The sequence below is a fragment of the Wolbachia endosymbiont (group A) of Volucella inflata genome, assembly GCF_947250665.1.
GTDB classification, from domain to species: domain Bacteria; phylum Pseudomonadota; class Alphaproteobacteria; order Rickettsiales; family Anaplasmataceae; genus Wolbachia; species Wolbachia pipientis.
Genome location: NZ_OX366338.1, coordinates 308406 through 322319, shown reverse-complemented (window position 1 = coordinate 322319; position 13914 = coordinate 308406). Strand labels below are relative to the sequence as shown.

Sequence of the window (13914 nt, the reverse complement as noted above, 5' to 3'; positions counted from 1 at the left end):
AAAAGGAGTAAATCAACCATTTTTTGCATCAACATTGATTCCTTCTGCTTCTGATAGAGCTCGTACTATCTCTTCGTGGTCATTTGCAGCAGCAAAATGTAAAGGAGTCCATCCTTTATCATTTTCTGCATTAACATTTGCTCCTTTTCCAATTAGAGTGTTTACTACCTCTATGTGGTTCTTTTCAGCAGCAAGATGTAAAGGAGTATATCCATAATTATCTTTTGCATCAACATTTGCTTTGTTTGCAATTAGAACTGTTACTACCTCTGTTTTGTTCTTTAGAGCAGCAAGATGTAAAGGAGTAAATCCACCATTTTTTGCATCAACGTTGATTCCTTCTGCTTCCGATAGAGCTTGTACTATCTCTTTGTGGCCCTTTACAGCAGCAAAATGTAAAGGAGCCCATCCTTTATCATTTTTTGCATTAACATTTGCTCCTTTTCCAATTAGAGTGTTTACTACCTCTATGTGGTTCTTTAGAGCAGCAAGATGTAAAGGAGTCCATCCTTTATCATCTTCTACATTAACATTTGCTCCCTTTCTAACTAGAAAATTTACTACCTCTATGTGGTTCTTTTCAGCAGCAACATATAAAGGAGTACATTCATTATCATCTTTCGCATTAATATCTGCTTTCTCAACTAGGCTCTGTGGACAAAATTTTAGAGAAGCCATACAAGAGCTCCAACAAAATTGAGAAAACCCATAAAAACCTCAGCAGTTTTATCAAATCTGGAAAAAATGCGCCTAAAATTTTTAATTTTACCAAAAAAACACTCAATCAAATGACGTTCTTTGTAGATATGCTCATCGTAATACCTTTGCACTTTTCGATTCCGTTTTGGCGGAATAACTACTGTACATCCCTTGTCTTCAAGACTTGTAACAAAGGCATTGCTATCGTAGCCCTTGTCAGCTACTACAGTAGAGTTATAGATACTTTCGGTCAACACTTGTGCCTGCGTAATTTCATTTCTTTGACCAGGAGTCAGAGTAAATTTAAGTGGATTTCCAAGTGCATCGACAAGCGCATGTATTTTAGTTGTAAAGCCACCTTTGCTCCTCCCTAAAGCTTCTTGATCCTTGGAGTTTTTTGTATATCCAGATGAACATGGATGGCCTCGGATGATCGTACCGTCGATTATAGCAACTTCTAAATCAGGCTCTTGTTTAGTATATTCAAGCAATTTTTTCCAGACATCTCTTTCACACCATCTTTTAAATCGCTTATGTATACTCCTGTAATTACCATAAGTTTTTGGTAAAAGTCTCCATTGGCAACCACTTCGTACTATGTACCACACTGCCTCTATGAATATTCTTAAACGTTTTTCATTTTTGCTGTGCATTCCTTTTACGCTTTTTATGAACTCTAAAATTTGTTTCCAATTTTCCTCTTTGATGTAATATTGCATATGGTAGTTTCTCCATTTTTTACCTATTAGGCTAAACTACCATCTTTTTCTCTCTTTTCATATTTTTTGTCCACAGAGCCTAGAATTTCTACTACATTTATGCAGTTCTTTTCAACAGCCAAATGAAAAGGAGTAAATCCACCATTTTTTGCATCAACATTGATTCCTTCTGCTTCTGATAGAGCTCGTACTATCTCTTCGTGGTCATTTGCAGCAGCAAGATGTAAAGGAGTCCATCCTTTATCATCTTCTGCATTAACATCTGCTCCCTTTCCAATTAGAATGTTTACTACATCTTTGTAGCCATTTACAGCAGCAATACATAAAGGAGTATATCCATTACTATTTTTTGCATCAACGTTGATTCCTTTTGCTTTTGATAGAGCTTGTACTATCTCTTTGTGGCCATTTGTAATAGCAAGATGTAAAGGAGCCCATCCTTTATCATTTTCTGCATTAACATTTGCTCCTTTTCCAATTAGAGTGTTTACTACATTTTCGTAGTTCTTTTCAACAGCAAAATGTAAAGAAGTCCATCCATCACCATTTTTTGCATCAACAATTGCTCCTTTTTCAGTTAGAATGGTTACTACATCTTCGTGGCCATAGTGAGCAGCAATATGTAAAGGAGTAATTTTATTATCATGTTCTGCATTAATATCTGCCCCGTTTTCAATCAGAGCTTTTGCTACATTTGCACAGTTCCAATAAGAAGCAAGATGTAACAATTTGACTTCCTTAGAATTTTGACCACGAGATATAGTAAATATGTAATTTATGCCAGATACACTATCGTTGTCAGGTTTACTCTTTTCCCACTCTTGACATAAATCTGGATCTTCTTCTTGTAACTTAGCTTTTATTTTTTCAACTATATTGTCCTTGCTCAAATCTGAAAGGTCATTTATTTTTTTTAATATTTCCATAAATTTGTCATATTCCATAACTTCCTCACTTAAAATACATAACTTAGTTGTTATATCTTTTAACATAGAAGTCAAGAACCTAAATATTCGTTATTATCTTTCCTTAAAGAGTCATTTAAGTTATATTACAGACTATGAAAAACCTCAACTTTAGGAAGGAAATCAAGTTTTTTTCTCTGTCGTTTATGACTTTATTTGTTCTATGGACTGTATTGTCTGGTTATTTTGAGCCGTTTTTTATTTTTTGTGGAGTGTTTTCCTCTATATTCACATTGTTTATCTTTAGAAGGTTGATAAACGCTGAAAGAGCTCTTAGCCAGATTTTAAATGGTACGAGTAGACTGTCGTTTTATAAGTTAGTAAGTTATATACCATGGTTAATGTACCAAATCATTTTATCAAGTGTTTATGTAACAAAAAAGGTGCTACAACTCAAATCTAAGCTTGAGCCAATCATTATCCTAAGAAAATGCAAAGGGCATAATGATGAAAGCATTGCGTTATTTGCCAATTCAGTCACAATCACTCCCGGAACTTTAACTATCAATGTTGAAAGTAAGCAGAAAACATATTTCTCTACCATGTATTTGATAGATAAAGATCTTGAAAGTGGCATTTCTGAAATAGAAAGTAAAATCTTAAAAATACTACGTTCAACTAAGTAATTGCTTTAAATAAGCTAACAGCATCCTTATATTCCCTTACAAGACTTTCAAGCATTTCTTTTGGAAGGCTGTTGTTAACAATAGAACATAAATAATTATACAAATCTTCTAACCTTAATATGTTATTTCTCTTCTTGCTGTTGAATTTATACGGAAAAATACCTTCCATAACTTCAATAGTAGTAGCCTTGTTTAAAAATACATTTTCACTTGTCACGCTTATTCTTGCTAAAACAGTGTTAATTTCAGGTTCGTCACTCGTATAAAAATCTGATAGCTGAGTTATTCTAATAACGTATAAAGTTACTATTTTTGACAAGCAATTATCAGCATATTCACAATTTTTTATTACCTCCCACTGAGTAACCTGAGATTTACCTATTTTTGCATTGTTCGGTAATTTACTCATTGAAATTTCTCCATTTAATTCAGTGTAATAAATTATACTAATACTTTGTTAAATAAATAATAACGCGATTACAAAAATATATACTTATAGTAGTATATTGTACAAAAATAGTACAATATCTAAACATTAAAGCTAGTGTAAGCTGGTGCATGGGCGTTATTTTTGTGTTGTCCAACAAAACCCAAAATTAGAGGCCCACTTATATAAAGAGTTTAGTCTGCCTTCTTTGCTATAAAATACGTTTTCCTTTTGAGCTATTTTGTTAGTATTAACTAAATTTTAAATTAACTGTGCTACAATGAAAAAGATAAAGCTCGGAATACTAATTTCAGGTAGGGGGTCGAATATGCAGGCCTTAATAGAAGCATGTCAAGATCAGAATTTTCCCGCAGAAGTTGCATGTGTTACCACAAATAATAGTGAAGCTACTGGTTTGAAAGCAGCAGAGCAAGCAGGAGTTCCAGCGTTTGTTGTTAATAATAAACCACTTGATGCTGATACAATTCACGAAATACTTGTTCAACATAAGGTTGATTTAATTTGCCTTGCAGGGTTTATGAGAATTCTCAAAGCTGATTTTCTGAGTAAATGGCATAACAAGGTTATAAATATTCATCCCTCTTTACTTCCATCCTTTAAGGGCCTAAACGCTCAAGAGCAAGCTCTAAAAGCAGGTGTAAAAATTACAGGTTGTACTGTACATTATGTCACTCCTGAAATTGATGCTGGAGCCATAATTGCTCAAGTTGCTGTGCCAGTGTTACCAAATGATGATATTCAAAGCCTCTCAGAACGCATTCTAGCTGAGGAGCATAAGTGTTATATAGAAGCAGTAAGGTCAATAGCGAAGATATATGACTGTAATAATTATTGACCTTGAGCGTTTTTTCCAACTTCAACAAAAAATAAATTTTCAGGATCCAGTAAAGAACTTGCTAACTCGTTTACTTCTTCCAATTTAACATCATTAATATAGCTTACAAAATCATTCATATGGTTAATATCGCGGTTGTTTGTCTGAATATCATTTAGTTTTGCAACTATGCTGTTATTGTTAAACATAGAGAAAACATAGGAATTTACCATACTAATTTTTGTATCCCGAAATAACTGCTCATCAATTCCTTCTTTTCGAACCTTGCTCAGCGTATCTTTTATTGCTGATATTGATTGACTGGCAGTAGAACTATCAGTATTAATATTTCCAGCTATAACGTTCCCATGTTTATTGGGAATAATACTTGCATAAACACCATAAGTAATACCCAAATTTTGTCTCAATTCTTTCATTAATATTGAATTCAATCCCATGCCACCAAGTGCATTAATCAAGACACTAGCGTTATAATAATTAGGATCTTCATAAGCTATACCTTTTTGAGCAAAAAGTATCACACTCTGTGGTATATCCATAAAAATGTTCTTACTTTCTGCAGAACCAAAATTATTTTTTACGGGTATTTTTCTAACTTTCGATCTTTTTGATGGTAATTTAGATAAATATTTATCTAATAATGTAATAGTTTCTTCTTTTTTTATGCAACCAACAACACTGATAACTATGTTATCTTTAGCAAAATTACGCTTTATGTATGTTAAAACATCATTTCTAGTAATGTTCATTATAGTGTCAAGAGTACCGTACACACTTTTTGAGTAAGAGTGTTTTTTAAACAACAATGTATCCAATTCTTTTCCAGCAACAAAATAAGGATTTTTTTCAAGATTATTAAAATCAACTTTGGCTTTCTCGAAAACTCTATTCAACCCTTCAGAGTCAACTTTAGGACTCGTTATAGCGTCGCTAAGTAGTGAAACACCTTCTTCTAAATTCTCAGACAGAGTGTCCAACGAAACTCCAAACGTTTCTAAACCAGCACTAAAACGTAGACTAATTCCTTTATCTTCTAGCCTTTTTGCAAAATCTTTGGCATCATTTTTTCCTGCCCCTTCTTGAACTATAAGAGAAGTGAACCAGGTAAGTCCCTGTTTTTCTGCACTCTCATAGACATAACCTGCATCTTTAAACGATATATTTAGTGAAACTTTTGGTAAATCACAGTTTTCAACAAATAAAAACTTAAATCCTTTACGAGTAGTAACCTCTTCTATATTTAAGTTACCACTTGCTTGTAAATTAAAGCTTAGGCAGAAAAAAAATAGAAATATAATTTTACTTATTTTCATTGTTATCTCCTTTTGGTAATAAACGACCAATTAACTTATTGAAAGAAAAGATAGTACGAATTTTGTTGTTTACATCCTCTAGATTAACATCATTTACTTTGCTGTACGTAATATCTATTTCATCAAGTGGAATACCAAGCGCTAAGTGTGAGCCATAGAAAAATGCTATATTGTCTAAGCTAGATAGATTATCAAATTGTGCTGCCTTATACCTATATTTTGAGCTTTGCAACTCCTCATCCGTTATTCCTTTAGACATGAAGTTATTAATAGCATTATCTAACTCTCTTTCAACAATATCTAAATTAACGCCACTTTTTGGAATGACCTGAATATCAATGTAGCTATCACTAAAAGTTAAGCTGTCATACTCAGCAAATACAGACACCGCTACGTCTTTGTCTAGAACTAAATCTTTGTATAACTTGCTGGACTTGCCGCCACCTAAAATGTCAACCGCTAAATGAGTAGCAGAAGCTTCATTTATGTGCTCAAATAAGGGAACACGATAACGAAAATATAAAACTGGTTCTTTTACTTCAGTGCTCTCTAAAATCACTGATAAACCTGCATTATGTACTGGATCCTGATTTGGGTAATGTCTTATTACAGGCTTAGCTTTAATTTCGCCATATTTTTCTTCTGCTAATTTCACTACTTCATCAAGTTCCACATCACCCACAATCAGTAATATTGCATTGCCGGAGTGATAATAGTTATCATGAAACCTCGTTATGTTATCCTGATTGTAAGTTTTGATATCGCTCTCCCAGCCGATAACAGACCTGCCATAGCCAGTACGGTAAAATGCACTATTCATTTCTTCCCATAACAAGTTGTTAGGATGATTATCAAATCTCATCTTTCTTTCCTCTAATACGATGTTTTTTTCTCTATCTATTTTGTCTTGAGTAACATTAAAGCTGCCCATTCTATCTGCTTCAACTTCCATTGCAAGTGGTAAATCTTTTTTGGGGACTAACTCATAATAACAGGTATATTCTTTAGTGGTAAACGCGTTAAATTGAGCCCCAATGCTACTCATAGTGGCTTCTATATCTGTGAACTTTCCTGTAGTTTCAAACATTAAATGTTCAAAGTAGTGAGCCAATCCTGCTTTGCCGATTGGATCATCCATTCCCCCAACTTTGTATATTACTGCATGTAAAACGGCTGGAATCCGATGATTAGAAACAACATAAACATCTAGTCCGTTACTGAGTTTAGTATATTTTATGTTGTGCTCTATGTTTAAAGCATTCGAAGAAATTGGGTAAGTAAAAAAAAGTACAGGTAGTATAAGAAAACTAAAAAACTTATGAAGCATTATTTCGACCTAATATAAAAACAATTATTTTATTCCTCATTTTGTTTAGAAATAAGCATATCGTATATATACCACTTATATAACAATGTAAACATTCCACAAACTATAGATAAATCTGCTAAATTAAAGGCTGGCCAATACCAATCATCAATATGAAAATATATGAAATCATATACAGCTCCCCAATAGATCCTATCAACTACGTTTCCGATTGCTCCACCAATCATCAGAGAAAAACCAAGGTAAGTTGACTGATCGTCAGACTTGTATATCAAATATGCAAGTATACCAATTATTAGTATTGAAAATGCTGAAAAAAAGAAACCGCCATGTGGTAAAGCGCTACACATTCCAAAACTAATACCTGAATTCCAAACTTCAACTAGTTTTATAAAACTAGCGATCTCAATTGATTCTCCTTCATCAATCAATGAGTTTATGTACAATTTGCTCGTTTGGTCAATCAATACTATAATTAATATAACAACTAAGCATAACTTTTTCATAAATTTGCCTTTAACCTATAAACTTTAAGTATATCATAATTTATCTGTTTTGTTAACTCCTCAATACTATGGAATTTTTTTTCTGACCTTATGAATTTTAAAAGTTGTATATTGACTTTATGACTATATACGTCTTCATCAAAATCGAATATGTGCATTTCTATTATAGGCTTTTTCAGATCATTAAATGTAGGTCTCATACCAATATTGACTACTCCATATAACCAATTTGGATTACTATCAGGAAAAGTCACTCTAGCGTAATATGTGCCAAACTTAGGTTTTATCATGCAATCTTCTATAGGAATATTTATGGTTGGAAATCCTATTTCTCTACCTCTACATGCACCTTTTGTCACAACACCAGAAACTTGATAAGGCCTGCCGAGCAATTTATTAGCAATTTCTATTTCGCCCCTTTGTACATACTCCCTTATTGAAGAAGAAGAGCAAATTTTGCCGTCAATTGTTAATGGCTCTAATTTAGTCAAAGAGTATCCATATATTTCAGAATATTTCTCTAGAGTTAATATATTACCCAATCGTTTATGACCAAAAGTGCAATTTTCTCCGACAATTATGTGTTTAGCGCCATATTTATCTATTAAAATCTCACTGATAAAGTCATCGCAGCTAACCTCAGAAAAACCTCTATTAAAATTAATAATATATAAGTAATCTATACCATAGCTGCTGATTAGTTCCTTTTTTTGTTCTTGGTCTATTAACCTAAAATTGTTTCTACCAAATAAAACAGTTGATGGGTGAGGCTCAAAAGTTAAAACTGCAGAGGGTAATCCTCTTTCTTGTGCTACCTTCTTTAGAGTGGAAATTGCAAATTCATGTCCTAAATGAATGCCATCGAAATTTCCGAAGGTTAGTGCTATATTATTTTCTATCCCTTGCTCACAATTATAAATAATTTTCATACAATTTGATGTTTTTACATGTTTCTTATATATAATAACTATATTTTAGTAAGCTACGGAGATAAATTGTGAAAAATGTTGTGATATATATAAAGAAGGGCTGTCCATACTGCATAAGGGCAAAGGATTTACTAGATAAAAAAGGTGTGAAGTATGAAGAAATCGATGTGCTCAAAAGCTCAGATCTATTTAACGACATAAAATCAAAGTATAACGTTAGAACAGTTCCACAGATCTTTATTGCTGATGAAAATGGCAACTATATAGACCACATTGCAGGAAGCGACAAATTGATGGATCTTGAAAAAGAAGGAAAGTTGGATGATATGCTAAATAATAATGACAATCACACTGATGTCACAACCTACACAAACAGCAATGATGAATGTGGAGAGTGTGTTATACCACATGATGATTTTATGTAACTTTTTATCTTGTTTTGTCGTGTAATACGTAAATGAAAACTAGTATGCTCACTTTAAACAATTCTTAATGAATTAAAAATACAATTCATTCAGTGAGTTTTTTTAGTGGGAAAAAATGACAAAAAATATTTCAATTATTAGCAGAAACTTAATTAGTATCGAATTAGTTAACAAACAAGATTTAGAGAATTTCATCAAGATTTTCACAGTGCTTGATAAACATATAGCAGCTAAAACACTTTTTACAGAAGAAGTGAGAATAGAGTATAAACAACACAACGGCATAGAAGTTGTTGAATTGCTAAAAGATACAGACTTTACATATCATGAGGTTGAAAATGTATTGAACCACCTGAGTAAACATGGAATGAAGGTGCCCAGCAGTGTTATAGCACACACCCTTTTTGCTGCATACAATTACGCACTTGAATTTAAGGATGTAGCATTTTCCTTTTCTGAAGGCTTTCCACAATTTAACATCAGAGTGAGTAAGAACACCTTCATAATAACTCCTATGAGTGAAGAGAATTTGGAATTGAATTCACAAAGTAGCAAGAAATTAATAGAGTCGTTACAGAGCGAAAAAAATATTTATGATTGTATAGTAGAAGAAAATACCATTAAAGTTATAGTGCATTCTGAAATACATCAAGCTATAAATTTGATTATAAAGTCACTGATAAAGTCTCGCCTTTTAGCAAAAGAGGAAGAAGGAAAATTCAAAGAGAAATTGAGACAACTTGCTTTTAAGGATCAAGCTTTTGTTGAGTATTCCAGTATCAAAACCATCAGTAGGTATCCACATAATCATCCTCTGAGAAAGCATGAAAGTGTTACTAAGGATATAGAAAATATTTTATGTGATTTCATAGCAAATGAGAATAGCGAGTTCGCTATAGAGCGGTTAAATAGGCTGAGCTCAGCAGTTTCTCCGGATACTCCAAGAATCATCACTAAAACTATAGATAAACTTGTTAAGTTTCACTAAGATATACGAGAGCCAATAGATTTCTTGTATTACCTTTTGTCATCCAAGTAGCCAAGGCTACTTGGTTCTTTTTTTGGGTTCCAGCGCTATGTACAGTTATCTAAGTGGAGAAAGTCACCTCTCCCCACTCGACTTCAAAACCGGACTTGTGACTTTCACCACATCCGGCTTCTCTCTAACTTGGTGTTTGTCATACATACTTCTCCATGTAATTAACATTTCAAAGCTTGGTAAATTTGTTTTTATAGCTTAAATACAGCATTCTCTATATTACTAGAGAAGTCGTATTCATTCATACCTAACACTTAATGTTGGCTCATAACATATTAACCACTACTCACAACTTTACCTTCCAAATTACAGTGTCCACGTCAGCATATCCTAAACATTATTTTAGGCCTTGGCTTCTTAGACAATCCCTCATTATAGGTGCATACGGGTGGCTCCCTGCTTAAAGAATAAGAGCATCTATAATGTTACTCCGTTCCATGAAATTGTTTCATGTTAGACTTAGGTTCCAACTTTTTGCCGGGAGATGGGAAACATCTTAATCAGACCAGTCAAGTTCTAATTATCCACTTTCTCCGTACCTTTTGGTCTATGCGTTAACCAACCTTATTTCGCATATCGTTCGTTACGACAATTCAGGCATTGGTTCCTCTCGTAACCATATCTAACTCTGTTTGCAGGGATTCACTATAAGGTTTAGTGTTACCTGCTTTTATCTCATGCTTGCATCCTAGGCTCTGTGGACAAAAAATATGAAAAGAGAGAAAAAGATGGTAGTTTAGCCTAATAGGTAAAAAATGGAGAAACTACCATATGCAATATTACATCAAAGAGGAAAATTGGAAACAAATTTTAGAGTTCATAAAAAGCGTAAAAGGAATGCACAGCAAAGATGAAAAACGTTTAAGAATATTCATAGAGGCAGTGTGGTACATAGTGCGAAGTGGTTGCCAATGGAGACTTTTACCAAAAACTTATGGTAATTACAGGAGTATACATAAGCGATTTAAAAGATGGTGTGAAAGAGATGTCTGGAAAAAATTGCTTGAATATACTAAACAAGAGCCTGATTTAGAAGTTGCTATAATCGACGGTACGATCATCCGAGCCCATCCATGTTCATCTGGATATACAAAAAACTCCAAGGATCAAGAAGCTTTAGGGAGGAGCAAAGGTGGCTTTACAACTAAAATACATGCGCTTGTCGATGCACTTGGAAATCCACTTAAATTTACTCTGACTCCTGGTCAAAGAAATGAAATTACGCAGGCACAAGTGTTGACCGAAAGTATCTATAACTCTACTGTAGTAGCTGACAAGGGCTACGATAGCAATGCCTTTGTTACAAGTCTTGAAGACAAGGGATGTACAGTAGTTATTCCGCCAAAACGGAATCGAAAAGTGCAAAGGTATTACGATGAGCATATCTACAAAGAACGTCATTTGATTGAGTGTTTTTTTGGTAAAATTAAAAATTTTAGGCGCATTTTTTCCAGATTTGATAAAACTGCTGAGGTTTTTATGGGTTTTCTCAATTTTGTTGGAGCTCTTGTATGGCTTCTCTAAAATTTTGTCCACAGAGCCTAAAATTTGTTTCCAATTTTCCTCTTTGATGTAATATTGCATATGGTAGTTTCTCCATTTTTTACCTATTAGGCTAAACTACCATCTTTTTCTCTCTTTTCATATTTTTTGTCCACAGAGCCTAACACCGATTTTGGAACCTGGACAAACTGTTATCCTTGATAATGCTACTTTTCATAAGTCTAATAAGATTACTGAACTTGCTAAAGGAGTTGGTGCAGAAATTTTATATCTACCGCCTTATTCTCCCGATTTTAACAAAATTGAGCATCATTGGTTTGCTATAAAAAACAGAGCTAGGAAAAACATTCCTCTATTCACATCTTTTCGTCATGCTGTTGATTCTGCTTTTCTATGAACTTTCCGGACTATTATGAAAAGAGCTATAAAAGGGCGTTAATCAAATGTTACCCTATCTTTGTATATGTGAAGGTAGGGTATCTTTTCAAAATAGTATATCCTTTATAGCTTTGTTAATTTTTGACTCCCTCTCTGCAAAAGCAGTTTCTAGAGAGGTTTTAAGTTTTTCCCATTCTTCTTGACCATTTAGAACTAAAGATTTATATTCACTTTCAATTTTTTCCAATGCTGTTTGATATGAAAAACCTAATTCCTCATATATATCAATATTTATCGATTGCAGTATTACCAAAAATGAAAACAAATTCGGATCAGGTAATTCTTCCTTTATATAATTCAGAAGACATAGTTTTATTTTTTTCACGCAGTATTCTATTGTTTTCAGCGATAGCAATAGACTTTCTGCATAAAATATAAAACTATCTATAATTAAACTTTTTGATTTTTTCGGTAATTTAATATTTTCAAATAGTTCTTTTGTAAATTTTTCTATCGGTTGTTTTGGCAAATGTAAAGAGAGATCAGTAAAAGATTTTAGGTCAAAATTTGGTCCAAGTATTGTGCTGATTGCTCTTTGTACATTACTCTTATCTTTACTTACAGGAATAATGAAAACCAGCCCCTCCACATCAAGCATATACTTTATAGATTCCAAAAAATCGACAACGAATTTAGGACGGCACACATCAAGATTATCCACCATTATATAAATGTTTTTGTCTTTTCTGATTTTATTAACCACATCTGCTAACTGTGTTTTAAAATCTCTAGTACTCTCTTTTCTTCTTTGGAGAAGACTTAATTCACTCAAGACAAAACCTATGTCTTTTTTATCAGCCTCTTTTGCAGCATCAAGAAATACTGAAAGCATAGCAAGTGGAGATTTACTGATCAGCTTTCCTAGTGTGTTTAGAGAAAATAGCTCTTGGTTTATGTTCTTGAACTGTTGTATAACGCTTCTTTTTACTTCATACGATGCAAATAAATCTTCAAATAGAAAATTTAAAAAAGAAGGAAGTGGTTGGTCCAATGCATTGATATCCCATGCGCTATAATAAGCTGCAATTTCATTTTGCTGTTTTAACTCTTTTACCCATTCTTTCAAAAAAAACGTCTTGCCCCATCCACTATATCCTTCCAAAGATATTATTGTAAAAGACTGATCAATCGTTTTTACTATAGTGCTGAACTTATTCGTAAATTGCTTATAGTTTAGGCGGTCATTTTTCCAAGCCACCACTTTAAGTGGTGGCGCTATTCCTTTCTTTTTGAATGTTATTAGCGATATAAGTTTTTTTAAGCACATGTCTTATTTTATATTTAACTCATATTCTTGTCTTGAAGTAAGTGCTATCCTCAGCGTTCCTTCATCAAGATAGTCAATTTCTCCGCCCATTGGTATGCCGCAAGCAAGACGTGATATTTTCACATCCAAATTTTTTAGCAATTCAATTATATATTGTGCAGTAACTTGACCCTCTAATGTCGGATTAATTGCGATAATTATCTCTTCAATTTTAGACTCTGTCATTCTTTTCAGAATAGTATCAAGGTTGAGTTCTTTTGGACCTATGCCATTTATCGCAGACAATCTGCCCCCCAAAACATGGTATAAACCTGAATATATATTTCCTTTTTCAAACGCCCATAAATCACCCAATTCTTCTACTACACACAGTAACTTAGTGTCACGTTTTGGGTTAGTACAAATAGAACAAGGTGATTTAGTATCTAGATTTCCGCAAACTTCACACTCTATTATAAGATCTGCTAGCTCTTTAATCAAAGATGCAAGTGGTAGCATAACTTTTTCTTTGTTTTGGAGTAAATGTATAACTAACCTGCGTGATAATGATGGCCCTAAACTTGGCAATTTAGAGAAAGCATGAACTAGATTCTTTATGTTAACGTTCATTCAATAAATTCAGAATAGGCAGTCAAATGGTAACATCAAACCCTTTGTAAAGAAAGTGGTAAGTTTCTCTTGATCCACTTTGATTAGCTATAGAAAAAATTTTTTACTTTAACGAAAAAAATTACTTCCGCACACTTAAAGCCTGATTATAATAGACTTCTTGCATAACCCAAACTAAGTAGAAAAAAGGTATCATCCAAGTAGCTGACACTGGTTCCTTTATGACGGCAGTACCTTCTCCTGTCATCCGAGTAGCCGACTACTTG

15 protein-coding genes and 1 pseudogene are annotated in these 13914 nt (G+C 33.3%); 6 read left to right on the top strand and 10 right to left on the bottom strand.

Annotated elements, in window-relative coordinates; genetic code table 11:
• Nucleotides 1-12 precede the first annotated feature (12 nt).
• From OOK85_RS01670 to OOK85_RS01660, 3 genes are read right to left on the bottom strand one after another with little or no spacing between them, the layout of a single operon-like run.
• Entirely contained in the window at nt 13-678 is a 666-nt protein-coding gene (locus OOK85_RS01670; protein WP_264703612.1) for an ankyrin repeat domain-containing protein, read from the bottom strand.
• Nucleotides 666-1418 (bottom strand): IS5 family transposase, encoded by a 753-nt coding sequence (locus tag OOK85_RS01665; protein ID WP_264702205.1) that lies wholly within the window; start codon nt 1416-1418, stop codon nt 666-668. Before OOK85_RS01665 ends, OOK85_RS01670 begins: the two co-directional genes overlap by 13 nt.
• Before the next feature lie 26 nt (nt 1419-1444).
• Complete coding sequence (locus tag OOK85_RS01660) at nt 1445-2410, bottom strand: ankyrin repeat domain-containing protein (protein WP_264703610.1); 966 nt, start codon at nt 2408-2410, stop codon at nt 1445-1447.
• Nucleotides 2411-2478: 68 nt separating this feature from the next.
• Between OOK85_RS01660 and OOK85_RS01655 the strand changes: the two genes are divergently transcribed.
• Nucleotides 2479-3009, top strand: a complete 531-nt coding sequence (locus OOK85_RS01655; protein WP_265021420.1) for a Na+/H+ antiporter subunit E — start codon at nt 2479-2481, stop codon at nt 3007-3009.
• Here the strand turns inward: OOK85_RS01655 and OOK85_RS01650 are convergent.
• A complete protein-coding gene (locus OOK85_RS01650) occupies nt 3002-3418 on the bottom strand; it encodes a hypothetical protein (protein WP_264703606.1) in 417 nt (138 codons plus the stop codon). The genes OOK85_RS01655 and OOK85_RS01650 overlap by 8 nt on opposite strands.
• Nucleotides 3419-3716: 298 nt before the next feature.
• On the opposite strand from OOK85_RS01650, the gene purN reads away from it, so the two are divergent.
• Nucleotides 3717-4292, top strand: coding sequence for a phosphoribosylglycinamide formyltransferase (gene purN, locus OOK85_RS01645; protein ID WP_264703604.1), 576 nt, complete (start codon nt 3717-3719; stop codon nt 4290-4292).
• Here the strand turns inward: purN and OOK85_RS01640 are convergent.
• The 4 genes from OOK85_RS01640 to ribF are packed head-to-tail and all read right to left on the bottom strand — an operon-like array spanning nt 4286 to nt 8367.
• A complete protein-coding gene (locus OOK85_RS01640) occupies nt 4286-5605 on the bottom strand; it encodes a M16 family metallopeptidase (protein ID WP_264703602.1) in 1320 nt (439 codons plus the stop codon). The genes purN and OOK85_RS01640 overlap by 7 nt on opposite strands.
• Nucleotides 5592-6932, bottom strand: coding sequence for a M16 family metallopeptidase (locus OOK85_RS01635; RefSeq protein WP_264703600.1), 1341 nt, complete (start codon nt 6930-6932; stop codon nt 5592-5594). Before OOK85_RS01635 ends, OOK85_RS01640 begins: the two co-directional genes overlap by 14 nt.
• Before the next feature lie 29 nt (nt 6933-6961).
• Entirely contained in the window at nt 6962-7438 is a 477-nt protein-coding gene (gene lspA / locus OOK85_RS01630; protein ID WP_006279329.1) for a signal peptidase II, read from the bottom strand.
• On the bottom strand, nt 7435-8367 hold the full coding sequence (ribF, locus tag OOK85_RS01625; RefSeq protein ID WP_264703596.1) for a riboflavin biosynthesis protein RibF: 933 nt from the start codon (nt 8365-8367) through the stop codon (nt 7435-7437). Before ribF ends, lspA begins: the two co-directional genes overlap by 4 nt.
• A gap of 68 nt (nt 8368-8435) precedes the next feature.
• Here ribF and OOK85_RS01620 point away from each other — a divergent pair, with 68 nt between their 5' ends.
• The 4 genes and pseudogenes from OOK85_RS01620 to OOK85_RS01605 form a co-directional block, all read left to right on the top strand.
• Complete coding sequence (locus OOK85_RS01620; RefSeq protein WP_264703594.1) at nt 8436-8792, top strand: glutaredoxin; 357 nt, start codon at nt 8436-8438, stop codon at nt 8790-8792.
• Nucleotides 8793-8907: 115 nt separating this feature from the next.
• On the top strand, nt 8908-9780 hold the full coding sequence (locus OOK85_RS01615; protein WP_264703592.1) for a hypothetical protein: 873 nt from the start codon (nt 8908-8910) through the stop codon (nt 9778-9780).
• Between the two features lie 822 nt (nt 9781-10602).
• Nucleotides 10603-11355, top strand: a complete 753-nt coding sequence (locus OOK85_RS01610) for an IS5 family transposase (RefSeq protein WP_264702259.1) — start codon at nt 10603-10605, stop codon at nt 11353-11355.
• 133 nt (nt 11356-11488) lie between these two features.
• Nucleotides 11489-11731 (top strand): annotated as a pseudogene (locus OOK85_RS01605) (transposase); the annotation flags it as partial.
• Between the two features lie 87 nt (nt 11732-11818).
• Here OOK85_RS01605 and OOK85_RS01600 read toward each other — a convergent pair.
• Together OOK85_RS01600 and recR are read right to left on the bottom strand one after the other, a co-directional pair.
• Entirely contained in the window at nt 11819-13039 is a 1221-nt protein-coding gene (locus OOK85_RS01600; protein ID WP_264703590.1) for a KAP family P-loop NTPase fold protein, read from the bottom strand.
• 3 nt (nt 13040-13042) lie between these two features.
• Nucleotides 13043-13648, bottom strand: a complete 606-nt coding sequence (gene recR / locus OOK85_RS01595; protein WP_264703588.1) for a recombination mediator RecR — start codon at nt 13646-13648, stop codon at nt 13043-13045.
• Between the last annotated feature and the right edge of the window lie 266 nt (nt 13649-13914).